Raw genomic sequence first — 26,217 nt, 5'->3', positions numbered from 1 at the left:
CATTCCCTTACACAGGACACTCTGAGATGACCAAAACCATCCTGCATATCGACGCCTCGGCCCGCCGCACCGGGTCGACCACCCGCGACCTGTCGGACCGCGTTGTCCGCCACCTTAATGCCGGGCGCATCATCCGTCGCGATCTGGCCACGCCCCTGCCCCTGCTGACTGAGGACTGGATCGCCGCCAATTTCACCCCCGCCGATCAGCGCGATGCAGCGCAGCAAGACCTGCTGACCCTGTCCGATGAGCTGGTGACCGAGCTGCAAAAGGCCGACACAATCGTGATTGGCCTGCCGATCTACAACTTCTCGGTCCCCGCTGCGTTCAAGGCCTGGATTGATCTCGTCGCCCGCGCGGGCGTGACCTTCGCTTATTCCGAGGATGGCCCTAAGGGCCTGCTCGAGGGCAAACGCGCCATCCTCGCGGTCGCCTCGGGCGGCACTGCGGTAGGCTCCGAGATCGATTTTGCCACCACTTATGCTCGCCATGTTCTGGGCTTCATCGGCATCCAGGACGTTGAGGTCATCGCCGCCGACCGCATGGCGCTGGACCCCGAGGCCACTTTGGCCAATGCACAAAAAGCGGTCACCGAACTGGCGGCCTGATTGACCTGCACCCCCTGAACCGTCCAGTCTGCTCCCGAACGGGAATTGGCAGGCTGGACGTTTACCATGAAAAAGATCGGAATTCTGGGCGGCGTGGGCTGGGCCTCGACCGTCGACTACTATCGGGCGATTGCCGAAGGCGCAGGTCGCCACTTCGCCGAACGTGGCCACAGCTCCCCCCTGCCGACCCCGCCCATGACCATCGAGTCCGTGACGCAGGCCAAAACCCGCGCCCTGCGCGGCACCGCCGGAGACGAGGCCAGTTGGGCCGGTTTCGATGCCGTATTCCGCGAGGCGCTGCTGACGCTGGAACGCGCAGGCTGCGATTTCGGCATCATCGCCTCAAACACCCCCCACGCCCGGTTGCACGCCATCCGGCAAGGCGTGTCGATGCCGATCCTTAGCATCTTCGACGCCACAGCCGAAGCGACTGCACCGACCGGCGCATCAAACGCGCTGGTCCTCGGCACCACGGTCACGATGCAGGCCATCAACTATGCCGAACGCCTCGCGTCCGAGGGCATCACCGCAAACCCGCGCCTGCCCGACCCAGAGATCGCCGAGATGCAGGCGATGATCGACAGCGACTTCTACGGCGGTGCCTCAGAGACCGCCCATACCCGCCTGCTGGCCTTCTGCAACAAACATGCGACCCCCGGCACGGCAATCCTGCTGGCCTGCACCGAACTGCCGCTGGCCTTCCCCGACCATCTCGACGATCCGGTGTTCGAGGCCGATGGCCACCTCTTCATCAACCCCTCAGCCGCCCATGTCTCGGCAGCGCTCAAAGAAGCTCTGAACACACCATAAGAGCGCCCGCCCTTCTTCTGTTCAAAAATACTTCCGCCGGAGGCACGCGCCGCAAGGCGCGTCCCGTCACGCCAACCAAGCCACCTCGCACCCGATCCGATCAAAGAACGCCATCAGATCCCCGCGCGTCATCGCAACGGTCCGGTCATTGACCAACGGGTGCATATAAATAACATCCGCCTGCTGCGCGGCGGCGTCCATAAAGAAGCGCACGTCATTCCCCACCCCGTTGATCATCGCCAGAGGGCTGACCGCCCCGGGCCGAATACCAAGGTTCTGAAACAACCGATCCGCCGAGCCAAAGGACAGGGTGCCTATCCCCAGCTCCGCCCCCAGCGCCTTGAGGTCAATCTCACGGCTCTGCTCCAGCGTCACCAGATAGTTCCGCTTTTTCTTGTCGCGCAGGTAGAGGTTCTTGAGCCGCAACGCGTTCTCGCCGGGCACCATGAACTGGCCCTCGACGCCTTTGGCATCCTCGACCGTGCGCAATGGAACATGCGTGTGCAACCGATAGGCCAGCCCCCAATCATCCAACTGCGCCAACAGCGCGTCGGAACTGAGCGGCAATGTATCCTGAAAGGCAGATGATGCGTCCATGGGAACCTCCTCGTGTGACGCGCTCATCGCTTAACCCGCGGGCAAATTCAAGCCACGACAGGTGCGGTATTCGATGCTAGCGTGCCGCCATGAAAGTGACGCGCAATACTCCGAACCAACTGATCCTGTCCTATACGCCATGGTTCATCGGCATTACACTTGTGTTCTTTATTCTGGCCTTCGTCGGCGCGGGCGTGTTCATGGCCAGCGAAAGCGGCGAGGGTATCTTCTTTGGCGTTTTCTTCGCGCTTTTTGGCGGCGGCATGGGGGTCGGGGCCTTCTGCGCCTTTGTGCGCCGCGTTCAGGTCATTCTGGACCGCAGTAACAACAGCATCACCATCCGCAGGCAATCGGTCTTTGGCTATCAAGCCGTCGAGCACGCGCTTGCAAACCTGTCCCACGCCGAGATCGAAAGCACCACTTCGCGCAGTAACAAGGGAAGCTCGACCCTCTATCGTCCGGTCCTTGTCCTGCATCAGGGGATGAGCGCCGGGCGGCATCCCATCGTCGAGGCCTTCTCGAACGGGCGCGGCGCGCACCGGCTGGTTGACGCGGTCAACGACTGGCTTCCGGCACGCAAGGTTGACTCTGCCAGCCAATCAGCCTAAATCGCCGCAAACATCCGGAAGCGTCTGATCTTCCGGTCCCTTGAGTCGTTCAGGGATCGCCCCCCACCAGCGAGTTTCGCCCGTGGGGGCGTTTGTGCATTTAACCGGCGCGTCCTATCTAGGGCACGCCACAAGATAACCGGCTAAGGAGGCCGAAGGCATGTTTGAAAATCTATCCGAACGCCTTTCCGGCGTCTTTGACCGGCTGACCAAACAGGGTGCCCTGTCCGAAGAAGACGTCAAAACCGCCCTGCGCGAAGTTCGCGTTGCCCTGCTTGAGGCTGACGTCTCGCTGCCCGTGGCCCGCGAATTCGTCAAGAAGGTACAGGAACAGGCGACCGGTCAGGCTGTCACCAAGTCGATCACTCCGGGCCAGCAGGTCGTCAAGATCGTACATGACGCGCTGGTCGATACCCTGCGCGGCGAGGAAGACCCCGGCGCCTTGAAAATCGACAACCCGCCTGCCCCGATCCTGATGGTCGGTCTGCAGGGCTCGGGTAAGACGACCACGACCGGGAAGCTGGCAAAGCGCCTGAAAGAGAAAGAGGGCAAGAAGGTCCTGATGGCCTCGCTCGACGTCTATCGCCCGGCGGCGATGGATCAGCTGGCCGTTCTGGGCACGCAGGTTGGCGTGGATACTCTGCCGATCGTTCCCGGCCAGAAACCGGTCGATATCGCCAAGCGCGCCAAGCAGCAGGCAACGCTGGGCGGCTATGATGTCTATATGCTCGACACTGCGGGCCGACTGCATATCGATGAAGTCCTGATGGATGAGGTTGAGCAGGTCCGTAACGTGGTCGACCCGCGTGAGACGCTGCTGGTCGTCGACGGCCTGACCGGTCAGGTCGCCGTTGAAGTGGCCGAGGAATTTGACGCCAAGGTCGGCATCTCGGGCGTGGTCCTGACCCGGATGGACGGTGACGGGCGCGGCGGGGCGGCGCTGTCGATGCGTGCGGTTACCGGCAAGCCCATCCGCTTTGTCGGTCTGGGCGAGAAGATGGACGCGCTGGAGACCTTCGAGCCGGACCGTATCGCCGGTCGTATTCTGGGCATGGGCGACATCGTTGCTCTGGTCGAAAAGGCCCAGGAAACGATGGAGATGGAACAGACCGAGCGCATGATGAAGCGCATGGTCAAAGGTCAGTTCAACATGAACGACCTGAAAATGCAGCTGGAACAGATGATCCAGATGGGCGGCATGCAGGGCATGATGGGCATGATGCCGGGCATGAACAAGATGGCCAAGCAGATGGATCAGGCCGGTCTGGACGACAAGATCCTGCGCCAGCAGATCGCCCTGATCCAGTCGATGACCAAACGCGAACGCGCCAACCCGCAACTGCTGCAGGCGAGCCGAAAGAAACGCATCGCCGCCGGTTCGGGTATGGAGGTCAGCGACCTCAACAAGCTGCTCAAGATGCACCGGCAGATGTCGGACATGATGAAGAAGATGGGCAAGATGGGCAAAGGCAAGATGCTGAAACAGGCCATGAAGGGCATGTTCGGCAAAGGCGGCCCCTCGCCCGAGGAGATGGCCGCAGGCATGGACCCCAAGGCGCTAGAGCAGGCGGCCAAGGCGATGGGCGGCAAGATGCCAGGCGGTTTGCCCGGTCTGGGCGGCGGCATGGGTCTGCCACCGGGCCTGAGCGGGTTTGGAAAGAAGAAGTGAACCTGATCGCCGATCATATCCCCCAGCTTGAGACCGAGCGCCTGATCATGCGCGCCCCGTCCGAGGCTGATCTGGACGCGGACACCGCGTTCTTTGCCAGCGAGGCGGCGAAATTCGTCGGCGGTCCGCTGCGCCGGGATGAGGCCTGGCGAGTCGTCGCCTCGCTGCTGGGGCACTGGGCGATGCGCGGCTATGGCTATTGGAGCGTCGATGAGAAAGACACCGGCGCTTATGTCGGGCGCATCGGCCTGTGGTGCCCCGAAGGCTGGCCCGAGCCCGAGGTCGGCTGGACCCTGCTGACCCACGCCACCGGCAAGGGCTATGCGACCGAGGCGGCGCTGGCCGCACGAGCGCACGCCTATGATGTGCTGGGCTGGGAAACGGCGATTTCGCTGATCGATCTGGACAATCACGCCAGCAAGGCGGTGGCCAAACGTCTGGGCGCGCAGTTCGAATATCATTACGAGCACCCCAAATTCGGCAAATCCGAAATCTGGCGGCACCCGGCCCCTGGCGATCTGGTCAATGGCGGGATGGAGGCCTACGCATGACCTCGTTCACCATCCCCTCGGTCGAAACCGACCGCCTGATCCTGCGCGCGCCGCATCTGGATGACCTGCCCGCGATGATCGCGTTCTTCAAGACCGAGCGCAGCCACATGGTGGGCGGGCCGAGAGATGAGTTTGAATGCTGGAGGTCATATACAGGTCGCTTTGGCCACTGGGTAGTTCAAGGCTATGGCAGCTGGCACATCGAAGAAAAATCCAGCGGAAAATTTGCGGGCTGGGTCGGTATCATGAATGGACCAGGTTGGGCTGAGCCTGAGCTGGGTTGGACTGTGCTCGAAGAATTCGAAGGCAAAGGGCTCGCTTTTGAAGCCGCGCAGGCCGCGCGTGACTACGCCGCCCAGCATCAGGGCTTGAACGGTGTGATCTCGTATATCGCTCATAGCAACGACCGCTCGCGCGCACTGGCCGAACGGCTTGGCGCAACGCTTGAGCTTGAGAATGCCGAGCTGTTGGGCAAACGCGCCCAGATCTGGCGACACCCGCAGATCGATCTGACCACCGAAAGGACCGGCCAATGAACAACCCCGTGACGCGCGCCGCGACCCTGCTGAAAGAGCATCGCGAAAGCATCGACCGGCTGGATGCCATTCTGGTCTATACGCTGGGCGAGCGGTTCAAACACACACAGGCCGTGGGCAAGCTCAAGGCCGAACACAACCTTCCCCCGTCCGATCCTTCGCGCGAGGCAGCGCAGATCGCACGGTTAGAAGACCTGGCAAAGACGGCGGATCTGGACCCCGACTTCGCCAAGGCTGTTCTGAATTTCATCATTCAGGAAGTCATCCGACACCATAAGAAACATCAGAAATAACCGGGTAATCGCCGGTAAACGCCATCCAAAGGAGATACCACCATGGCAATGAAAATTCGTCTCGCCCGCGGCGGCTCGAAAAAACGTCCCTTCTATCGCATTGTTGCGGCTGACAGCCGTATGCCGCGCGATGGCCGTTTCATCGAGAAGCTGGGCACCTACAACCCGCTGCTGCCGAAAGACAGCGAAGAGCGCGTGAAAATGAACATGGAGCGCATCCAGTACTGGCTGGATCAGGGCGCACAGCCCACCGACCGGATCGCACGCATGCTGGAAGCAGCCGGCGCCCGCGACAAGGCCGAGCGCAACAACCCCAACAAGGGCACCCCGGGCAAGAAAGCTCAGGAACGCGCTGAGGAAAAGGCGGCCAAGGCTGCTGAAGCTGCGGCTCCGGTTGAAGAAGCAGCTGCGGAAGAATAAGCAGGCGGGCACGTGCGGGATCAGGCTTTTTCAGACGATTTTCGCACGCAGTTCGATCTGTTGCTGCGGCTCCGGCGTGATGTGCGCCGGTTCCGCACCGACCCTGTGGACGAGGCAGTGCTGACGCGCTGCCTCGACGCATTTCGGCTGGCCCCTTCGGTGGGGCTGAGCGAACCCTGGCGCGTCATTCGCGTCGAAAGTCAGGCCGTGCGCGACGCGGCGCTGAAGAATTTCCAGACGGCCAATGCCGATGCGTTGACCGGCTATTCCGGCGAAAAGGCGCAGCTTTACAGCCGTTTGAAGCTGTCGGGGATGCAAGAGGCCCCGGTGCAACTGGCAGTGTTCTGCGACGATGCCACCGACAAGGGGCAAGGGCTGGGTGCGGGCACGATGCCCGAGATGCGGCGCTATTCGGTGGTCTCGGCCATCACCCTGTTCTGGCTGACCTTGCGCGCGCAGGGGCTGGGGCTGGGCTGGGTGTCCATTCTGGACCCAGACCAGATGGCGCGCGATCTGGATGTGTCAGATGACTGGCGGCTGATCGGCTATTTCTGCGTGGGCTGGCCCGAAACCTTATCGGATACGCCGGAACTGGAACAGGTCGGTTGGGAAAACCGGACCTCTGCCCTGCCGATCGAGGTAAGATAGATATGTTCGGATTGTTACGGCTTCCCATCCTGCTGATGATCGCCTTTATTGTCGGCGTGTTCTTTGAACGCAGCAACCAGCGCGAGGCCTGCGAGGGGATCGGGCGATGGCAGAACGGGCTATGTGTGACGGGTGGTCAAAATGAGTGATCTGATCTGCGTCGGCAGCATTGCCGGATCATACGGTGTGCGCGGCGAGGTGCGCTTGAAAAGCTTCTGCGCCGTGCCGGAAGATATCGAGACCTATTCTCCGCTGACGGACGAGGCCGGAAAAGAACGCTATCCGTTGGTCCTGACCCGGTCGATCAAGAACGGCTTTGCCGCGCGGCTTGGCGGGGTTGAGACCAAAGAACAGGCCGATGCGATCAACGGCCTGCGGCTTTACGCGCGGCGCGATCAGTTGCCCTCGCTGCCCGATGACGAATTCTACCACACCGACCTGATCGGGCTTGAGGTCTATGACACCGGCGGCACGTTGCTGGGCCGGGTGAAATCGGTGCAGAATCACGGCGCGGCGGACCTGTTAGAGCTGCACGGGCCGGGGTTGAAGGCCACCGTATTGCTGCCCTTTACGCTTGAGGCGGTGCCGACGGTCGATCTGGATAAGGGCCGCATCGTAGCCGACCCGCCCGAGGGCCTGCTGTAATGCGGCGGGTTCTGCTGCATCTGGGGTTCCATAAGACCGGGACCACCGCTGCGCAGTCTTTTCTGTTCGAGAACCGCAGCCTGATCTGGCCGCACCACGCGCTGGTGCTGCCCTATCGGACTCGCCATTCGGGGCTGTCGGATGCCGCGACGCGCTATTCGCTTTATGGCACGCCCGGGGCGCTTGAGGATTTCCGCGACCAGATGCGCCGCTTTCTGAAATCGCTGACCTTTGGCCGCAAACGTGGCTTGGTGCTGAGCGAAGAGAATTTCTCGGGCCTGCGCCCCAGCCGCAACCCGGCGGTGGGGTATGAGACGGCACCCGCGCTGGCCACCTGTCTGGTCGATCTGGTCCGCGAACGGTTCAAACGCGAAGAGGTGCAGATCACGCTGTATCTGTCGGTCCGCCAGCGCGAAAGCTGGCTGCGCAGCCTCTGGGCGCATGACCTGCAACGCACCCGACTGGTGCTGGATTTCGGCACGTTCCGCGACCGGATGGCCCCGGTGGCGGAACCACAATCTGTCGCCGAAGAAATCCGGGGCCGCCTGCCCTCGGTGCTGGTGCGCAACCAGTGGCTGGAGGATCTGCAGACGCGGCCCTTCGGCCCTGGCACGCCTTTTGCCGATTTCCTCGACCTGCCCGAAGCCGAGGCCGCAAAGCTGGTCGGCCCGACCCGCAGGAACTCGGGCCTGCCCGACGGTCTGCTGGCGCAGATGTTGGATATGAACCGGTCCGCTCTGGACGACGCGGCGCTGATCGAGCAGAAGGCGGCTTTGGTGGAACACGCCCAGACAGAACTGATCGGCACAACATGACGGACACGCCCGGAAAATCCCATGGCCGCAAAGCCATCCGCCCGACGCTGAAACCGCGCGAGCTGATGACACCCACGCCCGACCTGCACGGGGTGTGGAAGGCCAAGATCATCACCCTGTTTCCATCGGCCTTCCCCGGCGTGCTGGGCGAAAGCCTGACCGGCAAGGCGCTGCAGGAAGGTCTATGGCAGCTGGAAACCGTCGATCTGCGCCAGTTCGGTGTTGGCAAGCACCGCAATGTCGATGACACGCCCGCAGGCGGCGGCGCGGGCATGGTACTGCGCGCCGATGTGCTGGGCGAGGCGATCGAGCACACCATGGCCGGGGTGCAGGGCAACTGGCCGCTGATCTACCTCAGCCCGCGGGGCCGTCGGATGGACCAGCAGATGATGCAAAACCTTGCGCGCTGTGATGGCATGACCCTGCTGTGTGGCCGTTTCGAGGGTGTCGATGAACGGGTGCTGGACCATTACGGCGTACAGGAAGTGTCCTTGGGCGATTTCGTCATGACCGGCGGCGAGATCGCGGCGCAGGCCCTGATCGACGCCACGGTGCGGCTGATCCCCGGCGTTCTGGGCAATCAGGCCTCGACCGAGGAGGAGAGCTTTTCCTCTGGCCTGCTGGAGCATCCGCAATACACCCGCCCCGCCGACTGGAAAGGCCGCGCGATCCCGGATGTTCTGATGTCGGGCCACCATGGCCGCATCGCGGAATGGCGGCACGAGATGTCGGAACAGATCACCCGCGACCGGCGGCCCGATCTGTGGGCGCACTATGAGGCGTCGAAAGACGACGACTAGCCGCCCGCCTTCCACCGCGCCCAGATGTCGGGCGTGCCGTTGAACGTGTTGATATCCACCTTGCCCTGCACCCCCGGCACCAGCCCGGTGCCGGTGTATTGCCAGAACCGCCAGATCGCGCGCGGATAGACGTTGCGGGGATGGCCCGCGACCGAGCGCAGCCAGAACTCGGTCTTGGGCAGGCGGGCAATGTCGGTGTCGTGGTAGAAATCCACCGTGGTATAGACGATGGGCCGGCGGCCATAGTGACGTTCGAGGATATCGAGGAACTTTTGCGCCTCGGCCCGGACGGTGCGGCCGTCGGGACGCAGGGTGCAGGTCTTGGAATGCGGCGTCCATTCCATGTCCAGAACATGCGGCAGGTCCGCCCCTTTGGGGACGTTTTGGATGAACCAGCGGGCCTGCTCATGCGCAGGGCGGCAGAAATAGTAGTAGTGATAAGCTCCCCATGGCACCCCCGCCGCCTGTGCGCCGCGTCGGTGTTCATCGAACATCGGGTCGGTGAAATCGCCCCCCTCGGTCGCCTTGATAAAGGCAAAACTGACGCCCGACGCGCGGGCGGTGTGCCAATCGATCGGCGGCTGCCAGCGCGACACATCCAATCCGTGGACGGGGTAGTGGCCGGGGTGACGTCCGTCCCACGGATGCGGATCAGCGTCGCCAAAGGCCGGGTAGATCACCGACGGAGGGGTGGTGTCCGCAAAGGCCCTCGTCTCGACCTGTTGCGGTGGCGGGCTGCTGCGTCCGCAGGACAGAACTGCAAGGGCCATCGCGGCCAGCAAGAGGGCATTGCGCATCATCTGTAAGGTCTCAAATCTGCTCTTATAATTCTCTCCAGAATGCCTGATCGGCAGCACAACGCAATGGTGCAGTTTGCGGGCGGCGGAAACGCACCGCCCGGGCGCGGAAGCAGGGCAATTAGGGCTTGATCCCTGTCCGCAAATTCCTTAAACGACCGCAATCCGGTGCCGCATCACGCGACTCCGGTGTTTTGGTTTGCATCATGGCGCAACGCTTGGCTTTCTTCTGCTTTGGCGTGTCATCGCAGACCAGACCAAAGGAACATTCGATCTGACCTCTGGCGGGCTGCATCGCAGGACCCGGTGAAGACCAAGAGCTCTCAGCCCGTGCCCAAACTTCGTGGACCAACCACGAGCATATAGGAGTAAATGCGATGGACCTGATCGCACAGCTTGAGGCGGAACAAATTGCCGCCCTGGGGAAAGACATCCCCGATTTCAAAGCCGGTGACACAATCCGCGTCGGCTTTAAAGTGACCGAAGGGTCGCGTACCCGCGTGCAGAACTACGAAGGCGTCTGCATCGCGCGCAAAGGTGGCGACGGCATCGCCGGCTCGTTCACCGTCCGTAAGATTTCGTTTGGCGAAGGCGTGGAGCGTGTGTTCCCGCTGCATTCGACCAATATCGACAGCATCACCGTTGTCCGCCGTGGCCGCGTTCGTCGCGCCAAACTGTACTATCTGCGCACCCGTCGCGGTAAATCCGCACGTATCGCAGAGGTCACCAACTACAAGCCCAAGGCTGGCGCCGAGGCGTAAGGAGCGGAAAGATGAAAAAAGACATCCATCCCGATTATCACGTCATCAACGTCAAAATGACCGATGGCACCGTGGTTCAGATGAAATCCACTTGGGGCGCCGAGGGCGACCAGCTGGCCCTGGAAATCGACCCCTCCTCGCACCCTGCGTGGACCGGTGGCGGCACCCGTCTGATGGACGCTGGTGGCCGTGTGTCGAAGTTCAAGAAGAAATACGAAGGTCTGGGTTTTTAATCCCGACCCCCCGATTCGAATGCGAAAGGCCGTCCATCAGGACGGCCTTTTTTGTTTGGACATCGCACCCTGCCGTCTGAACGATTTCATTAAATGAAATCGGGCCGGAAACTTTCAAAGTTTCCGGGCACCCCGGGCAGCGCCGCGGCCTAAAAGTCGATCTCGACCCCCGGCAGGTTCAGTTCTTTCATCATATCGCGCAGTTCCTGCCGCGCGGCGATATTCGAGATATTGAGCTGCTTGACCCCGATATCCTTGAGATCCAGCAGCGTCAGCCCGCGCGGGAACAGTTCGCGGAAAATCACCCGTTCAGAAAAGCCCGAGGCGACGCGGAAACCGATGCGCTGCGACAGCATCTCGATGGCGCGCTGCATCTTTTCCTTGTTGACCATGCGCTGGGTGCCGACCCGGTTGCGCACCACTACCCAGTCGATGGGCTTCAGCCCGGCCTGCGCGCGCAGTTGCCGGGCGTTCCAGACCATCTCGGAATAGACGGAAGGCCCAAGGATTTTCTCGCCCTTGGAATCGATCCGCGCCAGCAGGTCGAAATCGATGAAACTGTCGTTCAGCGGTGTGACCAGCGTATCGGCCAGCGAATGCGCTACCTGGCTGAGCCGGGTGTGCGAACCGGGGCAGTCGATCAGGATGAAGTCGCTGTCGCTTTCCAGTTCGGCCACCGCAGCCGACAGGCGGTGATCATAGATGTTCTCGCCCGGTTTCAGGGTGCTGGCGTCGATCTCGGGTAAGTCGTGATGACGCGGGCTGGGCAGGGACAGGTCCGCGCCGTTCAGGAAATTCAGCCGGTTCTCGAAATACCGCCCCAGACTGCGCTGCCGCAGGTCCAGATCCAGGGTGCTGACCTTGTGCCCCAGCCGCGCCAGAGCGGTGGCCACATGCATCGACACGGTCGATTTGCCAGCGCCGCCCTTTTCGTTCCCGACCACGATGATATGTGCCATGCCTGTATTCCCAAGTCCCGCCGTGTTTACCCACACGTTGTTGGCACCCACTATATGTTGTGTAGCAGGGGAAGGGAAGAACCTGAGGCCCTCATGATGCGCAATATCAGGCTCTGAATCGGAAAACCATGTGCTGGGCGGGGGTTAGGATGAATCCTTGCCAAATTGATACCTCTGTTTCAATGTCCCCGGCGGGGTTTCACGGACAGGAGCACGCTTTGGACCATCTGTTTCTGAACGTCCTGAACGTGGTTCTGCCGGTGCTGATCTGCGCCGGAATCGGCTATGGGCTGGCCGTGATCAAGGCGCCCTTCGAAAACAAAGTCATCGGCGGGATCGTCTCGAACGTGGGATATCCGACGCTGATCCTGTCGCATCTGTCGACCACGAAGATCGCGATTGGTACCTTTCTGGACGTCATGACCGCCGCGGCGCTGGCGATCGCGGGCTTCGGCGTGTTGGGGTTCGCGGCCCTGAAGCTATTGCGGCTGCCGGTGCGGGCGTTCCTGACGCCGCTGATGCATGGCAATGTGGGCAATATCGGTCTGCCGATCACCCTGCTGGCGCTGGGGAATGCGGGGATGGCCTATACGATGGGCTTTGTGGTGGTGGTACTGATCAGCATCTTCACCCTTGGCATGTGGATCCCCGCCGGAACCTTTTCGGTCAGGAAACTGATGACCTCACCGATCATCTATGCGGTGGCTCTGTCGCTGGTGTTGATGGGCACCGGCTACAGCCTGCCGCAGCCGGTGGCCAAATCCTTCGACATTCTGGGCGGGCTGTCGATCCCGCTGATGCTGCTGACGCTGGGGCATACGCTGGCCACGCTGCGGATCAACAGCCTGGGCCGCGCCGTCCTGCTGACCGGGCTGCATCTGCTGATGGCGGTGGTCATCGCCGGGACACTGGTCTGGGCCTTCGGCTTTACCGGGGCCGAGCGCGCCGCAGTGATCCTGTGCTGCTTGATGCCGTCTTCGGTGGCGACCTATCTGTTCATCGACCAGCATGTGCCGGAATACGGGCCGGATGTCGCCGGGTTCATCCTGGTCTCGACGCTGGCGACGATTCTGGTGCTGCCGCTGGCGCTGGCCTATTGGGTCTGACCGGCCCCGGAAACTTTGATAGTTTCCGGTTCGATTTCATTGAATGAAATCGCCTGCTAAGCGTCTGCGGCGTCATAGACTGTGAACAGCTCTTTCGGCTCGGCCACGCCGCGCAGCATGTAGCGCCCGACCGAAATCAGCTCTTGCGGACAAGGCTGCGCCGCGCGCGCAACGTCGTCCGACAGCAGGATACGCTGCCCCAGAGACCGGTGCATCCCCGAGATCCGCGCGGTCTGGTTTACCGCCGGGCCGATCACGGTGAAATCCAGACGGCTGTCGGCACCGATATTGCCATAGAGAATCTCGCCCGAATGCAGCGCCAGCGTATAGTTCGCCACCGGCTGCCCCTGAGACTGGCGTTGCGTGTTCAGCGCGACCATACGCTCCTGCAGCACCGAGACCGCGCCCAGCGCCGCGCGGGCGTCTTCGTCAATCTCGCCGACATCAAACATCGCCATCACCCCGTCGCCCATGAATTTCAGGATGCTGCCGCCGCAATCATGAACCACATCCACCGCCACGGCGAGGTAGTCATTCAGCATGTCGATGATCTCGATCCCCGGCAATTCCTCGGACAGGCTGGTGAAGCCTTCCAGATCGAAATTCCAGATCACGGCATCGATCTGCTGCAGCGACCCCCGGCGGATTTCACCCGACAACACGCGCTGCCCCGCATCGCGTCCCAGATAGACCCGCATCAGATCCTGTGACACCCGCGCGTTCGAGGCCGATTTCAGCGCCAGCCCCAGATGTGGCAGCGCGGCGTTGATCAGGTCCAGATCTGCGTCGCAGAACCCCTCGGGCGCGTTGCTGGCCCAGGACATCAGCACCCCGTCGATGGCCTTTTTCGCATCTCGTCGGTTGCTGTGACTGGGCACGTCAAAGCTGATGCCGGTGGCAAAATAATCGGTCGCCCCATGTTCGCGCAGATCATTCAGCAGCGGGAACCGGCTGGCCTCGTTCTGGTCCACCAGCCGCTCGCGGATCACGTCGACATCTTCGTTCAGAATGGTATAGAGCGGGCTTTTCTGCCACTCCTCGCTGGGTGTCTCGGAATATTCGTGGGTCTGAAAATCGCCGCCACGCCCCTGGTACCAGCTATAGCCGGTGCCGCCATAGACGGGGTGCAGCGCGGGCTGGGCGGCGTGGAACCGCATCAGCGGCACACCCAGATCGACCAGCCGGTTGCAATAGCCGTCCAGCAGATCTTCCTTATCCGCGCCCTCAAGGCCGCGCGTCACCAGCCAGTCGATCAGAGCATGGGATTTCGCCGCGTTGGGGTCCGGGGCTGTCATATCACGTTCCTGTGTCCGTTCTGCTGACAATCTGGGGACGGTTGCCTGGAATTACCAGTGCGTCAGTCCATCCCCGCCAGACGCCGCAGCATCATGCGCAGCAAAGCGGCCTCGCCGGTGGTAAAGCGCGCCGCCAGCTTTGCATCATAATCCCGGGCAATGTCGCGCAATTCCCGATACACCGCCTGACCCGCGCTTGTCAGCGATAGCTGTTCAACCCGCCGGTCATTTTCATCCCGCAGCCTTTGCAGATATCGGCGCTGTTCCAGCTTGCGCACGGCGCGGCTGATCTTGGTCTTGTGGATCTTGGCCCGCAGCCCGATATCCTTGGCGTTCATCTCGCCATAATTGCCAAGGTGAAACAGCACCCGCCATTCGGTGCGCAACATCCCATAGCGGTCCTTGTAGACGCGCTGAAACTCCAACGAGCTTTCCTCGGCCGCCTGATTCAACAGGAAAGGCAGGAAATTTCGCAGATCAAACTCATCTTCTTCATTATTCTTCTGCGCCATTCTTGTTAGTTACAAAATCAACTATTATTCGACAAGCAGTAACTTGAAGGAGCGTCCGATGAATCGCCCCACCGATCCGCACAAGATGACCCAGGCCAGCACACCCGTTGGCACCCATCCCGGCTATATGCCCGGCTTTGGCAACGACTTTGAAACCGAGGCCCTGCCCGGTGCGCTGCCGCAGGGGATGAACAGCCCGCAGAAATGTAACTATGGCCTATATGGCGAGCAACTCAGCGGCACAGCCTTCACCGCCAACCCGCCCGAGCGCACTTGGTGCTATCGCATCCGACCCTCGGTGAAGCATTCGCATCGGTATGAGAAGATCGATCTGCCCTACTGGAAATCGGCCCCGTGCGTCGATCCCGACGTGATCTCGCTGGGCCAGTACCGCTGGAACCCGGTGCCACATTCGGATGAAGGCCTGACATGGCTGACCGGGATGCGCACGATGACCACCGCAGGTGACGTGAACACTCAGGTCGGCATGGCCAGCCACATCTATTTGGTCACCGAGTCGATGGTGGATGACTATTTCTTCTCGGCCGATTCCGAGCTGCTGGTGGTGCCGCAGGAAGGCCGCCTGCGCTTTGCCACCGAGATGGGCATCATCGATCTGGAACCGAAAGAGATCGCCATCATACCCCGTGGCCTGCTCTACCGCGTCGAAGTTCTGGAAGGCCCCGCGCGCGGCTTTGTCTGCGAGAACTACGGCCAGAAATTCGAACTGCCGGGCCGCGGCCCGATCGGGGCCAACTGCATGGCCAACCCGCGTGATTTCAAGGCGCCGGTGGCGGCATTTGAGGATCGCGAGGTGCCTTCGACCGTGACGATCAAATGGTGCGGGCAATTCCACACGACAAAGATCGGCCACAGCCCGTTGGACGTGGTCGCATGGCATGGGAACTATACGCCCTACAAATACGACCTGCGCACCTATTGCCCGGTCGGCGCGATCCTGTTCGATCATCCCGACCCGTCGATTTTCACGGTGCTGACCGCGCCCTCGGGGCAGCCGGGCACGGCCAATATCGACTTTGTCCTGTTCCGCGAACGCTGGATGGTGATGGAAGATACGTTCCGCCCACCCTGGTATCACAAGAACATCATGTCCGAGCTGATGGGCAATATCTACGGTCAGTATGACGCCAAGCCGCAGGGCTTTGTCCCCGGCGGCATGAGCCTGCACAACATGATGATCCCGCATGGGCCAGACAAGGAAGCCTTTGAAAAGGCGTCTAATTCCAATCTTGGCCCGGACAAGCTGGACAACACCATGTCGTTCATGTTCGAAACCCGCTTTCCGCAACATCTGACCGCATTTGCGGCCACCGAAGCCCCGTTGCAGGATGACTACATCGATTGTTGGAGCGACATCGAAAAGAAATTCGACGGCACCCCCGGCAAGAAATGAACACCGTCTGCGATCCGAGAATATTCGTCGAATAATCTCGGACTCTGACAAAGGTCTGGAGACACTATGTCCTTGAAGAAATCCTGGGTCACATCGGCCAATTCCGCCGACCACCCGTTTCCGCTGAACAACCTGCCCTATGGGGTTTTTTCGACCGAAAAAACCGAACCCCGCTGCGGCGTGGCCATCGGTGACATGATCCTCGACGTGACTGCGGCCGAGGCTGACGGGCTGATCGCGCTGGCTGACGAACCCCTGTTCGACCTGCCCTTCTGGAACCCGCTGATGGAAGAAGGCCCCGCCGTCTGGGCTGCCCTGCGCGACCGCCTGACCGCACTGCTGGCCGAAGGTTCGGACGAACAGCACAAGGTCGAAGGCTTGCTGATCCCGCAGGACGAGGCCGAGATGCACATGCCCTTCGCGGTCAGCGAATACACCGATTTCTATGCAGGCCGGAACCATGCCTTCAACGTCGGCACCATGTTCCGCGGCCCCGAAAACGCGCTGCCGCCCAACTGGCTGCACATCCCCATCGGCTATAACGGGCGCGCGTCGTCGGTCGTGGTCTCGGGCACCGATATCCGCCGCCCATGGGGTCAGCTGAAATCCCCCGATCAGGACCTGCCCGCCTTCCTGCCCTGCCGCCGCCTTGACATCGAGCTTGAGATGGGCGCCATCGTCGGCACGCCCTCGGATGGCCCGATTTCGGTGCAGGAGGCAGATGACGCCATCTTTGGCTATGTGCTGCTAAACGACTGGTCGGCGCGCGACATTCAGGCCTGGGAATACCAGCCGCTGGGCCCGTTTCAGGCGAAGGCCACGGCCACCTCGATCAGCCCCTGGATCGTAACCAAGGCCGCGCTGGAACCGTTCCGCTGCGACACGCCCGCGCGCGAATTCGAGCTGCTGGATCACCTGAAGGATTGCGGACCGATGCTCTATGACATCGACCTGTCGATCACGATGGCCCCCGAGGGCCAGCCGGCAACGACCATCGCCGCGACGAACTATAACCAGATGTATTATTCGGCCGCGCAGCAACTGGCCCATCACACGACCTCGGGCTGCCCGATGAACGCAGGCGATCTGCTGGGCTCGGGCACCATCTCGGGGCCGACCAAGCCCGAGCGCGGCTCGTTGCTGGAACTCAGCTGGGGCGGGAAAGAACCGCTGACGCTGGACACCGGCGAGACCCGCAGCTTTATCGAGGACGGAGACACGCTGACCCTGACAGGCGCTGCCAAAGGCCACGGCTATACCATCGGCTTCGGCGACTGCACCGGCACCGTCCTGCCCGCGCTTGAAAACCCATACGCACGATAAGGAACCCAACATGGCCAAGGCATTCGCATCCCAGGGGGATATGACCGAAAAGAAGATCTCGTTCACCGAGGTGGGCGAGGGCCTTTACGCCTTTACCGCCGAGGGCGACCCGAACTCGGGCGTCATCATCGGTGATGACAGCGTGATGATTGTCGAGGCGCAGGCGACCCCGCGCTTAGCCCAAAAGGTGATCGAATGCGTGCGCTCGGTGACGGACAAGCCGATCACCCATGTGGCGCTGACCCATTACCACGCGGTCCGCGTCCTGGGCGCCAGCGCGTTCGGCGCGCAACAGATCCTGATGTCGGACATGGCCCGCGCCATGGTCGTGGAACGCGGGCAAGAGGATTGGGACAGTGAATTCCAACGCTTCCCGCGCCTGTTTGAAGGGCATGAAAGCATCCCCGGCCTCACATGGCCGACCACCACGTTCAGCGATACGATGACGGTCTATCTGGGTAACCGCCGGGTCGATCTGATGCATCTGGGCCGTGCCCACACGGCGGGCGATATCGTCATTCATGTGCCCGACCAGAACGTCATGTTCACCGGTGACATCGTCGAATACCACTCGGCCTGCTACTGCGGCGACGGGCATTTCAGCGACTGGGGCGATACGCTGGATGAGATCAAGTGGTTTGACGTGGACGCGATTGCTCCGGGGCGGGGCGACGCCCTGATCGGCAAGGACATGGTCAACGCGGCCATCGAAAACACCCGCGATTTCGTCGACAGCACCTATCGCCCCGCGGCCAAGGTCGCGGCGCGCGGCGGCAGTCTGAAAGAAGCCTGGGACGCGGTGCGCGCGGAATGCGACCCGAAATTCGCCGACTACGCGATCTATGAACATTGCCTGCCCTTCAACGTCGCCCGCGCCTATGACGAGGCGCGCGGCATCGACACCCCCCGCATCTGGACCGCCCAGCGCGATCTTGAGATGTGGGAGGCCCTGCAAGGCTAAGAATTCCGGGCCGTTTTTGATCCAGATCGTGGCGGCCCGGATTTGACGATGAAACGTTAAGCTGAGCCCTCCGCGCGACACCGCGTCGGAGACCGGATGAGGTACGCCCGGCGCGCAGAACACTGGGGAGAGAGACCGTGAACAAGATCTTCGAAGTTCCACTTTATGCCTACGAGGCCAGCCCGGACCAGTCGGCTTCGGCACCGGTTCGCCATCAGGTCATCGTCATCGGCGCAGGCCCCGTGGGTCTGGCCGCTGCCATCGATCTGGCCCAGCAGGGGGTCGAGGTTCTGGTGCTGGACGACAATGACAAGGTCAGCTTCGGCAGCCGCGCCATCTGTTTCGCCAAACGCCCGCTGGAAATTCTGGATCGTCTGGGCTGTGGCCAGCCGATGGTGGACAAGGGCGTTCTGTGGAACACCGGCAAGGTGTTCTTCGACGAACGCCAGGTCTATGAGTTCGACCTGCAGCCCGACAGCGGCGATCAGCGCCCCGCCTTCATCAACCTGCAGCAGTATTACTTCGAAGAATATCTGGTCGACCGGGTCCGCGAATTGCAGGCCCAGGGCGCGCCGATCGAGATCCGCGGCCGCAACAAGGTCGAGGCGGTCGGCACCCATCACGACCACACCAAGCTTGAAGTCGAAACCCCCGAAGGGTCCTATACGGTCGAGGCCGACTGGGTGATCGCATGTGACGGTGCCGCCTCGCCCATGCGCACCATGCTGGGCAAAGATTTCGTGGGCCGCGTGTTCGAAGACAACTTCCTGATCGCCGATGTGATCATGGAGGCGGATTTCCCCTCGGAGCGCTGGTTCTGGTTCGATCCGCCCTTCAACAAGGGCCAGTCGGCGCTGCTGCACAAGCAACCCGACGGGGTCTGGCGCATCGATCTGCAACTGGGCTGGGACATCGACAAGGAACGTGAAAAGCGCCCCGAAAACGTCATCCCCCGCCTCAAGGCGATGCTGGGCGAAGATGTTCAGTTCGAACTGGAATGGGTCAGCATCTATACCTTCCAGTGCCGCCGGATGGAGCAATTCCGCCATGGCCGCGTGATCTTTGCCGGCGACAGCGCCCATCAAGTCAGCCCGTTTGGCGCGCGTGGGGCCAATTCCGGCCTGCAGGACACCGACAACCTGTGCTGGAAGCTGAAACTGGTGATCGACGACAAAGCGCCCGAGTCGTTGCTGGACAGCTATGATACCGAGCGTATCCACGGTGCGGATGAGAACATCCTGAACTCGACCCGCTCGACCGATTTTATCACGCCGAAATCGCAGATGTCCCGCCTGATGCGCGACGCGGTGCTGGATCTGAGCGAGCATTACGATTTCGCCCGTCCCATGGTGAACTCGGGCCGGCTGAGCGTGCCGTGCGTCTACGACGGCTCACCGCTGAATTCGGCGGATGCGTTGAATGGCCCGGCCCAGACCCGCCCCGGTGCGCCCTGCCCCGATGCGCCTTTGGGCGACGGTTTCCTGCTGTCGAAGCTGGCCGGGCAGTTCACGCTGCTGACCATCGACACCGATGCACCGGATGAGATTGAGGTCGACGGGGTCGTGGTCAAGCGCCTTGCTCTCTCGGTCAAGGACGACCCCACGCTGACGCTGAAGCGCCGCTATCTGGGCGATGCGACCAGCGCGGTCTACCTGATCCGTCCCGATCAGCATGTGGCAGCGCGCCGCGACAGCTATGAAGAAAACGCATTCCGGCACGCGGTCCGCCGCGCCACCGGCAAGGAGTAAGCGATATGACCGATCTGATCCTGTCTCCCAACCTGACCCATGCGGATGATTTCTATGCCGACCTGCTGGCCGCGCATGAGGGTCTTGATAAAGCCGACAGCGACGCGCTGAACGCGCGGCTGGTGTTGGTGCTGGCCAACCACATCGGCGACAACGCCGTGCTGAAACAGGCGCTGGACGCCGCCGCGCTGAAACAAGGATAAGCGTTATGAAAATCGAACAGATTCACCACGTCGCCTATCGCTGCAAGGACGCGAAAGAGACCGTCGAATGGTATGGCAAGATGCTGAACATGGATTTCATTCTGGCGATTGCCGAAGACCATGTGCCCTCGACCCATGAACCCGATCCCTACATGCACCTGTTTCTGGATGCCGGGAACGGCAACGTGCTGGCCTTCTTTGAACTGCCCACCAAGCCCGAAATGGGCCGCGATCCGAACACCCCGAAATGGGTGCAGCACATTGCCTTTAAGGTAAAGGACCGCGACGAGTTGATCGCCTTCAAGGACCACCTCGAGGCCAACGGGGTCGAGGTTCTGGGCGTGACCGACCATTCGATCTTTCACTCTATCTATTTCTTCGATCCAAACGGGCACCGTGTCGAACTGGCTTGCCCGGACCCGGAAGAAGAGGCGATGCTGGCCCGGCTGGATTCGGTCAAATGGGATATGCTTGAGGAATGGTCGCGCACCAAGAAGGCGCCTCAGCACGCCGACTGGCTGCACGCCAAGGAACTGAGCAAGGGTTGAACGCTGAATGACCGAAGTTGTTCTGTACGATTACTGGCGGTCCTCGGCCAGCTACCGGTTGCGGATCGCGCTGAACCTGGCGGGCATCGCTTACCGCCCGGTGGTGGTCGATCTGGTCGGCGGGGCCCATCGCGCGCCAGAGCATCTGGAGCGCAATCCGCAAGGGCTGGTGCCGGTGCTTGAGATTGACGGGCTGCGCCTGACGCAGTCGCTGGCGATCCTCGATTATCTGGACGAGACCCGGAAGATGGGCCTGCTCCCGCAGGATCCGGCCCGCCGGGCCGCAGCGCGGGCGCTGGCCCATAGCATTGCGGTGGATATTCACCCGGTCTGCAACCTTTCAGTGGCGCGCCACGCAACTGCGCTGAGCGGTGGGGCTGGCGACATGCCCGGCGACTGGATGCGTCACTTCATCCGCCCCGGCCTGCTCGCCTTCGAGGCGCTACTGGTCGGGTTCGATCAGACGCCATTCTGCACCGGCGATACGCCCGGCCTGGCCGATATCTGCCTGATCCCGCAGCTCTACAACGCGCGGCGCTGGGAGGTCGATCTGTCCGAAATGCCGCGCCTGCTGGCGGTCGAGGCCGTCTGTACGGACCATCCCGCCTTTGCGGCGGCACACCCGGATCTGCACGCCCCCGCCTGAGCCTGCGCACAAGGTCTGTGTGTCGGCGCGCGTGGGCAAATCCCGCCCGCGGGCATAGGTTGGGCGCATCCGACACACGGGAGGCCCAAATGCCCGAGATCACCGGCTATCACGCCCATGTCTATTTCGACGCCGATACGCAGGAAACTGCGCGGCAGCTTTGCGAAGAAGCCGCGCACCTGTTCCCAGACTTGCAGATGGGCCGGATGCACGCCCGAAATGTCGGCCCGCACCCGCGCTGGAGCTGCCAGTTGGGCTTTCCCGCAGGGGTGTTCGATCAGGTTTTTCCTTGGCTGATCCTGAACCGGCAGGGATTGACCGTCTTTACCCATCCCGAGACTGGCGATCATCTGACTGATCATCGCGATCGCGCCGTCTGGATGGGTGAGATGTTGGAGCTGGATCTGTCAATCTTTGACTGAGTGTCTGCGCTTTGCCGACGGTTGGGGGCTCTGCCCCCGTCGCAGCAGGCTGCGACTCCCCCGAAGTATTTTTGAACAGAAGAAGCAGGGGAGCGGTGGGGCGAAGGCCGCGCCTTTGGGGGGCTTGGTGGGGTCGGGTCTCGCGAAACAAACCTGCAGGCCGGGGCGATTTTGATACACTGGCGCTATTCTATGGGCTAATCTGGCCCTACTGCGCGGGTCTCATTCGCGCTGATCTACGACATCACGTTCCCGCGCGCCCCTCTGGGCGTCTGATCCCGGCGCGCCCACCCTGAAAGGACCTGTCATGGACGGCACGTTCAACGAAAATGACCTCTCGCGCATTGTCGAAGCCGATCGCGCCCATATCTGGCATCATCTGATCCAGCATAAGCCCTTCGAGACCAATGATCCGCGCATCATTGTCGAGGGCAAGGGGATGCGCGTCTGGGACCAGAACGGCAAAGAGCATCTGGATGCGGTTTCCGGTGGGGTCTGGACCGTGAATGTGGGCTATGGCCGCGAAACCATTTGCAAGGCCGTTTATGACCAGTTGATGAAGCTGTGTTATTTTGCGCAGTCCGCGGGTTCGATCCCGGGATCGATCTTTGCCGAAAAGCTGATTGGCAAGATGCCGGGCATGAGCCGGGTCTACTATACCAACTCGGGCTCGGAGGCGAACGAGAAGGCGTTCAAGATGGTCCGTCAGATCGCCCATAAGCGGTATGGCGGCAAGAAGACCAAGATCTTGTACCGCGACCGCGATTATCATGGCGGCACCCTGGCGGCGATGTCCGCAGGTGGCCAGGACGAGCGTAATGCGCAATACGGACCCTTCGCCCCCGATTTCGTGCGCGTGCCGCATTGCATGGAATACCGCAAGCACGAATTGGACGGCGCGCCCGAGGAGAATTTCGGCGAATGGGCCGCCGATCAGATCGAAGAGGTCATCCTGCGCGAAGGCCCCGACACCGTGGGTGCGCTGTGCCTTGAGCCGGTGACCGCAGGGGGCGGCGTCATCGAAGCGCCCGAAGGCTATTGGCAGCGGGTTCAGGAGATTTGCAAGAAATACGACATCCTGCTGCATATTGATGAGGTCGTCTGCGGCGTGGGCCGGACCGGCACATGGTTCGGCTATCAGCATTACGATGTGAAGCCCGATTTCGTGACGATGGCCAAGGGCGTCGCCTCGGGCTATGCGGCGATTGCCTGTCTGGTTACCACCGAAGAGGTGTTCGAGATGTTCAAGGACGATGCCTCGGACCCGCTGAACTACTTCCGCGATATCTCGACCTTTGGTGGCTGCACCGCAGGGCCTGCCGCGGCGGTCGAGAACATGCGTATCATTGAGGATGAGAACCTGCTGGGCAATTGCACGGCGATGGGCGAGCGCATGAGGGGCAATCTTCAGGCGCTGATGGAAAAGCACAAGGTCGTCGGCGATGTGCGCGGCAAGGGCCTGTTTCTGGGGGCCGAACTGGTCGCGGATCGCTCGACGCGCGAAGCCGTCGACGAGAAGCTGGCGCAGGCGGTTGTGGCCGACTGCATGGCGCAAGGTGTGATCATCGGCGTCACCAACCGTTCGGTGCCCGGCAAGAACAACACGCTTTGCTTCTCGCCCGCGCTGATCGCGACGCCGGACGACATCGACCAGATCACCGACGCCGTGGATGGCGCGTTGGGTCGGGTGTTCGGCTGAGGCGAACAGCCGTTGCCGGTTTCAGAAAACCCGCCGATCAACGGCGGGTTTTTTTTGTTCGCCTATCAGAAATTCCAGCTTAGACCGGCCAGGAAATTCGGACCCTGAGCGGCATCGCCGATCTCATGCTCGGCGGTGACCTCGAACCGCATGTTGTTGGGCAGGTCATGCTCATATCCGACCAGCAGGCTGGCTCCGGTGAAATCGGTCGATGCGAAAGACAGGGTCTGCGTATCCGAGAAGACCGTCACCTCGGCATCGGTATCGCCAAGATCCCGCCGTACGACTCCGCTCAGCCGACCGATCAGAATGCCGCCATCGGCCAGCGATTTTCTGGCCTCGACCCCCACGCGCGCCTCAATGACCTCGGTGGTGGTATCGCCGACGCTTGCATTCGCGACCGAGCCGGTTTCGGTGTAGCTGTCATCTTCTTGACGGGTATAGCGGACATCGCCAAAGCCCAGCAAATCAAGAGTATCTTTGAGCTCGAAGCGGCGTTCCACACCGATATGGGCGGTGAACAGGGTGCTGTCGAAATCGGCCTCGGCGTCCGGGTTGCCGGCAACCTGTCGCGAGCGATCGGTGTCGAGCCAGCCAAAGCCCAACCCGCCTTCGACCGTAAAGGCCCCGAACTGGCGGCCAAAAGCGGCATCCAGATAGACGCCCGTGGTGTCAAAATCGGTTGTGTCGGTGTCCCCGTCAGACCGGAACACGCCCAGCCCGAAGGCCATCGTCAGGCCGTTCTCGGCCTGACCGGAATAACCGGCCACGCCGTTGAACACCGTCAGATCCGTATTGATGCCGGGGGTGTTCTCGAACCGGCGGAACTCGGCATCGATCATCGCGAAGGGACGGAACCCGCCGAAATTGCCGGCAAAGGCCTGACCCTGCGTGACCTGTTCGGGTGGATCATAGCGCAGGGCTTCGACCGTGCGGCCCACGACCGATCCGTAATAGGCCGCTATATCGCCGGACGCGGCAATATCTGCCCCGTCTATGACAGCGTAGATCGGGTCAGACCCACCCTCGTCATCGACGAACCACGCCGAGCGACCATCGGAAACCGTCGTCACAAAAGCGCCCGAGCCCGGGGCTGCAGCTTCGAAGAAAAAGACCGCGCTACCGCCCTGAGCGTCCAGATTGACCGTGTGGTCCTGAACGCGGATCAGCCCGGTCACATCATCCCGGCTGTCGATGTTCAGCGTGCCCGAGCCAGTGCCCAGATAGATCGCATATGCGTTGCCATTCGTCGCGGTGGCCGCAACACGACCCACATCGGTAATGACGCCGTCGAAGTTTTCAAACCGCAGGCCAAACGCATCCCCCTGCCCCGGCCCCGAAGCTGCCGCCATGATGGCCCCTTCGTTCGAGAACGCGCCCTGCATGTCGTTGACCCCGACCGCCGTTGCGGTCCCGCTGCCCGATCCGGCGCTGACCACAGCCTCGGCCGAGATCGAACTGGTATTCCGAATATCCCCGCGCAGCTGTCCGCCGATGTCGACACCTGCGGCTGTTGCAAGGGTCGGGCTTTCCGCCCGGGCGCTGATCATGCCGGAGTTATGAATGTTGCCGTCGACGTCCGCAGTCAGCGAATAGGCCGTTGCGATCGCCGAGGTCGCCGCCTCGGCTTCGGCCATCGCCGAACCGCTGTTATTCAGGTCGCCAGTCATCAGCCCCTGGATGAACGTTCCGACCGCAAAGGCCGAGTCTGCATTCTCGACACTTGCCTGGATTTCGCCCGAGTTTTCGAAGTTACCCGTCAGCGTACGCCCGATCAGAATTTGCGTACCGATCGCCTCGACCGACGCCCCATCCCGCCCTGTCGCAACAAGCGAGCCGCTGTTGGTGATGTTGGCGGTGACGTCCTCGTTGAACGCCAGCCCAAGGGCAAACAGATTGTTCGTTTCGCTTCCCTCAGCGAAGGAGGTAATGTTGCCCGAATTCTCCACCGACGCACCGGCCACGACAAAGTCGGCAAAGTTCAGGCCCGTGGCCACGGCCAGACCGCCCTGCCGTATCGCCCCGGTGGTGATGTCGCCCGTATTGATCACCGCGCCTCCCACCACATCGTCAAAGTCGATCCCGCGGGACACCACAAGGTTCACCGACTCCGAGATGACCTCGATGGACCCATTATTGATAATTCGCCCCCCTGGCAGGAGTTGGCTGGCAACGAACACGCCGGTACCCTGCGAAATGGCCGGAATGGGCGCGACGATCGTGCCATTGTTGGTGAAGGTGCTTGAATAGTCCGGGCTGATCGTCACCGCCGGTGCGGCACCGCTGGTCAACTCGACCGAGCCCGTCGAGGTGATCGTAATATCCTCGTCATTGCTAAAATCGAGCGGAGTGGTCTGCTGATCCGAGATCACCTGTGCCGTCGCACCGCCCGCGATCAGTGCAGCGATCGACGCCGATGCCAGAAACAGGGACGGCGCAAGGCTTGCCACCTGCCCTTTCCACCTGATCAGACGACCGCCACGCGCAACGCGTGCGCGTTCTGCCGCGCATCCATTCATGTTCCGACACCCCTACATATTTCATTCGTTAACAGATTGTAAATTTTCTACCCAGAGTCGAAGTTTGGCGC

Annotated in this window: 31 protein-coding genes; 25 read left to right on the top strand and 6 right to left on the bottom strand. The window is 61.7% G+C overall.

Annotated features, from left to right (window positions below):
- The first annotated feature begins 26 nt into the window (after positions 1-26).
- On the top strand, positions 27-608 hold the full coding sequence (locus tag ACR0J1_RS18160) for an FMN-dependent NADH-azoreductase (RefSeq protein ID WP_480734099.1): 582 nt from the start codon (positions 27-29) through the stop codon (positions 606-608).
- Between the two features lie 66 nt (positions 609-674).
- Positions 675-1,418: an aspartate/glutamate racemase family protein gene (locus ACR0J1_RS18155; RefSeq protein ID WP_480734098.1), complete on the top strand. Its 744-nt coding sequence runs from the start codon at positions 675-677 to the stop codon at positions 1,416-1,418.
- A 66-nt stretch (positions 1,419-1,484) separates the two neighbouring features.
- Here ACR0J1_RS18155 and ACR0J1_RS18150 read toward each other — a convergent pair whose 3' ends face one another.
- Positions 1,485-2,015, bottom strand: a complete 531-nt coding sequence (locus ACR0J1_RS18150) for a prolyl-tRNA synthetase associated domain-containing protein (protein WP_480734097.1) — start codon at positions 2,013-2,015, stop codon at positions 1,485-1,487.
- 89 nt (positions 2,016-2,104) lie between these two features.
- Between ACR0J1_RS18150 and ACR0J1_RS18145 the strand changes: the two genes are divergently transcribed.
- The 11 genes from ACR0J1_RS18145 to trmD all read left to right on the top strand — a co-directional run bounded on the left by ACR0J1_RS18145 (position 2,105) and on the right by trmD (position 9,000).
- Positions 2,105-2,623 carry a hypothetical protein gene (locus ACR0J1_RS18145; protein ID WP_480734096.1) on the top strand — a complete coding sequence of 173 codons (519 nt, stop codon included), beginning with the start codon at positions 2,105-2,107 and terminating at the stop codon, positions 2,621-2,623.
- Between the two features lie 160 nt (positions 2,624-2,783).
- Entirely contained in the window at positions 2,784-4,292 is a 1,509-nt protein-coding gene (gene ffh, locus ACR0J1_RS18140; RefSeq protein ID WP_480734095.1) for a signal recognition particle protein, read from the top strand.
- Complete coding sequence (locus ACR0J1_RS18135; RefSeq protein WP_480734094.1) at positions 4,289-4,843, top strand: GNAT family N-acetyltransferase; 555 nt, start codon at positions 4,289-4,291, stop codon at positions 4,841-4,843. Before ffh ends, ACR0J1_RS18135 begins: the two co-directional genes overlap by 4 nt.
- Positions 4,840-5,379 carry a GNAT family N-acetyltransferase gene (locus ACR0J1_RS18130; RefSeq protein ID WP_480734093.1) on the top strand — a complete coding sequence of 180 codons (540 nt, stop codon included), beginning with the start codon at positions 4,840-4,842 and terminating at the stop codon, positions 5,377-5,379. Before ACR0J1_RS18135 ends, ACR0J1_RS18130 begins: the two co-directional genes overlap by 4 nt.
- The gene (locus tag ACR0J1_RS18125; RefSeq protein WP_480534185.1) at positions 5,376-5,672 is read left to right on the top strand and encodes a chorismate mutase; all 297 of its coding nucleotides are present in this window, start codon (positions 5,376-5,378) and stop codon (positions 5,670-5,672) included. The genes ACR0J1_RS18130 and ACR0J1_RS18125 overlap by 4 nt, the downstream gene beginning before the upstream one ends.
- A 42-nt stretch (positions 5,673-5,714) precedes the next feature.
- Positions 5,715-6,092, top strand: coding sequence for a 30S ribosomal protein S16 (gene rpsP / locus ACR0J1_RS18120; RefSeq protein ID WP_480734092.1), 378 nt, complete (start codon positions 5,715-5,717; stop codon positions 6,090-6,092).
- A gap of 12 nt (positions 6,093-6,104) precedes the next feature.
- Positions 6,105-6,740: a 5,6-dimethylbenzimidazole synthase gene (gene bluB / locus ACR0J1_RS18115; protein ID WP_480734091.1), complete on the top strand. Its 636-nt coding sequence runs from the start codon at positions 6,105-6,107 to the stop codon at positions 6,738-6,740.
- 2 nt (positions 6,741-6,742) lie between these two features.
- Positions 6,743-6,889: a hypothetical protein gene (locus ACR0J1_RS18110; protein WP_480734090.1), complete on the top strand. Its 147-nt coding sequence runs from the start codon at positions 6,743-6,745 to the stop codon at positions 6,887-6,889.
- A complete protein-coding gene (gene rimM / locus ACR0J1_RS18105) occupies positions 6,882-7,385 on the top strand; it encodes a ribosome maturation factor RimM (protein ID WP_480734089.1) in 504 nt (167 codons plus the stop codon). The genes ACR0J1_RS18110 and rimM overlap by 8 nt, the downstream gene beginning before the upstream one ends.
- Positions 7,385-8,200, top strand: a complete 816-nt coding sequence (locus ACR0J1_RS18100; protein WP_480734088.1) for a hypothetical protein — start codon at positions 7,385-7,387, stop codon at positions 8,198-8,200. The genes rimM and ACR0J1_RS18100 overlap by 1 nt, the downstream gene beginning before the upstream one ends.
- Positions 8,197-9,000 carry a tRNA (guanosine(37)-N1)-methyltransferase TrmD gene (trmD, locus tag ACR0J1_RS18095; RefSeq protein WP_480734087.1) on the top strand — a complete coding sequence of 268 codons (804 nt, stop codon included), beginning with the start codon at positions 8,197-8,199 and terminating at the stop codon, positions 8,998-9,000. Before ACR0J1_RS18100 ends, trmD begins: the two co-directional genes overlap by 4 nt.
- Here trmD and ACR0J1_RS18090 read toward each other — a convergent pair.
- Entirely contained in the window at positions 8,997-9,797 is an 801-nt protein-coding gene (locus tag ACR0J1_RS18090; protein WP_480734170.1) for a glycoside hydrolase family 25 protein, read from the bottom strand. The two genes, trmD and ACR0J1_RS18090, sit on opposite strands and share 4 nt — an antisense overlap.
- A 377-nt stretch (positions 9,798-10,174) precedes the next feature.
- Between ACR0J1_RS18090 and rplS the strand changes: the two genes are divergently transcribed.
- Both rplS and rpmE read left to right on the top strand, forming a co-directional pair.
- Complete coding sequence (gene rplS / locus ACR0J1_RS18085; protein ID WP_170350317.1) at positions 10,175-10,558, top strand: 50S ribosomal protein L19; 384 nt, start codon at positions 10,175-10,177, stop codon at positions 10,556-10,558.
- A gap of 11 nt (positions 10,559-10,569) precedes the next feature.
- Positions 10,570-10,791, top strand: coding sequence for a 50S ribosomal protein L31 (rpmE, locus tag ACR0J1_RS18080; protein ID WP_008757924.1), 222 nt, complete (start codon positions 10,570-10,572; stop codon positions 10,789-10,791).
- A gap of 149 nt (positions 10,792-10,940) precedes the next feature.
- Here rpmE and ACR0J1_RS18075 read toward each other — a convergent pair whose 3' ends face one another.
- Positions 10,941-11,750, bottom strand: coding sequence for a division plane positioning ATPase MipZ (locus tag ACR0J1_RS18075; RefSeq protein WP_480534168.1), 810 nt, complete (start codon positions 11,748-11,750; stop codon positions 10,941-10,943).
- A gap of 218 nt (positions 11,751-11,968) precedes the next feature.
- Between ACR0J1_RS18075 and ACR0J1_RS18070 the strand changes: the two genes are divergently transcribed.
- On the top strand, positions 11,969-12,856 hold the full coding sequence (locus tag ACR0J1_RS18070) for an AEC family transporter (protein ID WP_480734086.1): 888 nt from the start codon (positions 11,969-11,971) through the stop codon (positions 12,854-12,856).
- Between the two features lie 56 nt (positions 12,857-12,912).
- On the opposite strand, the gene ACR0J1_RS18065 is transcribed toward ACR0J1_RS18070, so the two are convergent.
- Together ACR0J1_RS18065 and ACR0J1_RS18060 are read right to left on the bottom strand one after the other, a co-directional pair.
- Positions 12,913-14,151, bottom strand: a complete 1,239-nt coding sequence (locus ACR0J1_RS18065; protein ID WP_480734085.1) for an adenylate/guanylate cyclase domain-containing protein — start codon at positions 14,149-14,151, stop codon at positions 12,913-12,915.
- A 62-nt stretch (positions 14,152-14,213) separates the two neighbouring features.
- Positions 14,214-14,663, bottom strand: a complete 450-nt coding sequence (locus ACR0J1_RS18060; RefSeq protein ID WP_480734084.1) for a MarR family winged helix-turn-helix transcriptional regulator — start codon at positions 14,661-14,663, stop codon at positions 14,214-14,216.
- 58 nt (positions 14,664-14,721) lie between these two features.
- Between ACR0J1_RS18060 and hmgA the strand changes: the two genes are divergently transcribed.
- The 9 genes from hmgA to ACR0J1_RS18015 all read left to right on the top strand — a co-directional run bounded on the left by hmgA (position 14,722) and on the right by ACR0J1_RS18015 (position 23,627).
- Positions 14,722-16,077, top strand: a complete 1,356-nt coding sequence (gene hmgA / locus ACR0J1_RS18055; protein WP_480734083.1) for a homogentisate 1,2-dioxygenase — start codon at positions 14,722-14,724, stop codon at positions 16,075-16,077.
- Between the two features lie 66 nt (positions 16,078-16,143).
- On the top strand, positions 16,144-17,400 hold the full coding sequence (gene fahA / locus ACR0J1_RS18050; RefSeq protein WP_480734082.1) for a fumarylacetoacetase: 1,257 nt from the start codon (positions 16,144-16,146) through the stop codon (positions 17,398-17,400).
- 10 nt (positions 17,401-17,410) lie between these two features.
- A complete protein-coding gene (locus ACR0J1_RS18045; RefSeq protein WP_480734081.1) occupies positions 17,411-18,361 on the top strand; it encodes an MBL fold metallo-hydrolase in 951 nt (316 codons plus the stop codon).
- Between the two features lie 137 nt (positions 18,362-18,498).
- Positions 18,499-20,109: an FAD-dependent oxidoreductase gene (locus ACR0J1_RS18040; RefSeq protein ID WP_480734080.1), complete on the top strand. Its 1,611-nt coding sequence runs from the start codon at positions 18,499-18,501 to the stop codon at positions 20,107-20,109.
- Positions 20,110-20,114: 5 nt separating this feature from the next.
- On the top strand, positions 20,115-20,312 hold the full coding sequence (locus tag ACR0J1_RS18035) for a DUF2783 domain-containing protein (RefSeq protein WP_480734079.1): 198 nt from the start codon (positions 20,115-20,117) through the stop codon (positions 20,310-20,312).
- Between the two features lie 5 nt (positions 20,313-20,317).
- Positions 20,318-20,860, top strand: a complete 543-nt coding sequence (locus ACR0J1_RS18030) for a VOC family protein (protein WP_170671183.1) — start codon at positions 20,318-20,320, stop codon at positions 20,858-20,860.
- Between the two features lie 7 nt (positions 20,861-20,867).
- On the top strand, positions 20,868-21,506 hold the full coding sequence (gene maiA, locus ACR0J1_RS18025) for a maleylacetoacetate isomerase (protein ID WP_480734078.1): 639 nt from the start codon (positions 20,868-20,870) through the stop codon (positions 21,504-21,506).
- Positions 21,507-21,595: 89 nt separating this feature from the next.
- On the top strand, positions 21,596-21,928 hold the full coding sequence (locus ACR0J1_RS18020; protein ID WP_480734077.1) for a DOPA 4,5-dioxygenase family protein: 333 nt from the start codon (positions 21,596-21,598) through the stop codon (positions 21,926-21,928).
- A gap of 307 nt (positions 21,929-22,235) precedes the next feature.
- A complete protein-coding gene (locus ACR0J1_RS18015; protein ID WP_480734076.1) occupies positions 22,236-23,627 on the top strand; it encodes an aminotransferase family protein in 1,392 nt (463 codons plus the stop codon).
- Positions 23,628-23,692: 65 nt separating this feature from the next.
- Here ACR0J1_RS18015 and ACR0J1_RS18010 read toward each other — a convergent pair whose 3' ends face one another.
- Entirely contained in the window at positions 23,693-26,146 is a 2,454-nt protein-coding gene (locus tag ACR0J1_RS18010) for an autotransporter family protein (RefSeq protein ID WP_480734075.1), read from the bottom strand.
- Between the last annotated feature and the right edge of the window lie 71 nt (positions 26,147-26,217).

The organism is Ruegeria sp. CJ3 (assembly GCF_056536725.1).
Note: the sequence above shows the minus strand (reverse complement) of the source record. Positions and strands in the feature narration are given on the sequence as shown.

What these genes read in the sequence shown, in the direction of transcription:
- ACR0J1_RS18160 (WP_480734099.1), top strand. Translation starts at nt 27, where the DNA reads ATGACCAAAACCATCCTGCATATCGACGCCTCGGCCCGCCGCACCGGG.
- ACR0J1_RS18155 (WP_480734098.1), top strand. Translation starts at nt 675, where the DNA reads ATGAAAAAGATCGGAATTCTGGGCGGCGTGGGCTGGGCCTCGACCGTC.
- ACR0J1_RS18150 (WP_480734097.1), bottom strand. Translation starts at nt 2,015, where the DNA reads ATGGACGCATCATCTGCCTTTCAGGATACATTGCCGCTCAGTTCCGAC.
- ACR0J1_RS18145 (WP_480734096.1), top strand. Translation starts at nt 2,105, where the DNA reads ATGAAAGTGACGCGCAATACTCCGAACCAACTGATCCTGTCCTATACG.
- ffh (WP_480734095.1), top strand. Translation starts at nt 2,784, where the DNA reads ATGTTTGAAAATCTATCCGAACGCCTTTCCGGCGTCTTTGACCGGCTG.
- ACR0J1_RS18130 (WP_480734093.1), top strand. Translation starts at nt 4,840, where the DNA reads ATGACCTCGTTCACCATCCCCTCGGTCGAAACCGACCGCCTGATCCTG.
- ACR0J1_RS18125 (WP_480534185.1), top strand. Translation starts at nt 5,376, where the DNA reads ATGAACAACCCCGTGACGCGCGCCGCGACCCTGCTGAAAGAGCATCGC.
- rpsP (WP_480734092.1), top strand. Translation starts at nt 5,715, where the DNA reads ATGGCAATGAAAATTCGTCTCGCCCGCGGCGGCTCGAAAAAACGTCCC.
- ACR0J1_RS18110 (WP_480734090.1), top strand. Translation starts at nt 6,743, where the DNA reads ATGTTCGGATTGTTACGGCTTCCCATCCTGCTGATGATCGCCTTTATT.
- rimM (WP_480734089.1), top strand. Translation starts at nt 6,882, where the DNA reads ATGAGTGATCTGATCTGCGTCGGCAGCATTGCCGGATCATACGGTGTG.
- ACR0J1_RS18100 (WP_480734088.1), top strand. Translation starts at nt 7,385, where the DNA reads ATGCGGCGGGTTCTGCTGCATCTGGGGTTCCATAAGACCGGGACCACC.
- trmD (WP_480734087.1), top strand. Translation starts at nt 8,197, where the DNA reads ATGACGGACACGCCCGGAAAATCCCATGGCCGCAAAGCCATCCGCCCG.
- ACR0J1_RS18090 (WP_480734170.1), bottom strand. Translation starts at nt 9,797, where the DNA reads ATGCGCAATGCCCTCTTGCTGGCCGCGATGGCCCTTGCAGTTCTGTCC.
- rplS (WP_170350317.1), top strand. Translation starts at nt 10,175, where the DNA reads ATGGACCTGATCGCACAGCTTGAGGCGGAACAAATTGCCGCCCTGGGG.
- rpmE (WP_008757924.1), top strand. Translation starts at nt 10,570, where the DNA reads ATGAAAAAAGACATCCATCCCGATTATCACGTCATCAACGTCAAAATG.
- ACR0J1_RS18075 (WP_480534168.1), bottom strand. Translation starts at nt 11,750, where the DNA reads ATGGCACATATCATCGTGGTCGGGAACGAAAAGGGCGGCGCTGGCAAA.
- ACR0J1_RS18065 (WP_480734085.1), bottom strand. Translation starts at nt 14,151, where the DNA reads ATGACAGCCCCGGACCCCAACGCGGCGAAATCCCATGCTCTGATCGAC.
- ACR0J1_RS18060 (WP_480734084.1), bottom strand. Translation starts at nt 14,663, where the DNA reads ATGGCGCAGAAGAATAATGAAGAAGATGAGTTTGATCTGCGAAATTTC.
- hmgA (WP_480734083.1), top strand. Translation starts at nt 14,722, where the DNA reads ATGAATCGCCCCACCGATCCGCACAAGATGACCCAGGCCAGCACACCC.
- fahA (WP_480734082.1), top strand. Translation starts at nt 16,144, where the DNA reads ATGTCCTTGAAGAAATCCTGGGTCACATCGGCCAATTCCGCCGACCAC.
- ACR0J1_RS18045 (WP_480734081.1), top strand. Translation starts at nt 17,411, where the DNA reads ATGGCCAAGGCATTCGCATCCCAGGGGGATATGACCGAAAAGAAGATC.
- ACR0J1_RS18035 (WP_480734079.1), top strand. Translation starts at nt 20,115, where the DNA reads ATGACCGATCTGATCCTGTCTCCCAACCTGACCCATGCGGATGATTTC.
- ACR0J1_RS18030 (WP_170671183.1), top strand. Translation starts at nt 20,318, where the DNA reads ATGAAAATCGAACAGATTCACCACGTCGCCTATCGCTGCAAGGACGCG.
- maiA (WP_480734078.1), top strand. Translation starts at nt 20,868, where the DNA reads ATGACCGAAGTTGTTCTGTACGATTACTGGCGGTCCTCGGCCAGCTAC.
- ACR0J1_RS18020 (WP_480734077.1), top strand. Translation starts at nt 21,596, where the DNA reads ATGCCCGAGATCACCGGCTATCACGCCCATGTCTATTTCGACGCCGAT.
- ACR0J1_RS18015 (WP_480734076.1), top strand. Translation starts at nt 22,236, where the DNA reads ATGGACGGCACGTTCAACGAAAATGACCTCTCGCGCATTGTCGAAGCC.
- ACR0J1_RS18010 (WP_480734075.1), bottom strand. Translation starts at nt 26,146, where the DNA reads ATGAATGGATGCGCGGCAGAACGCGCACGCGTTGCGCGTGGCGGTCGT.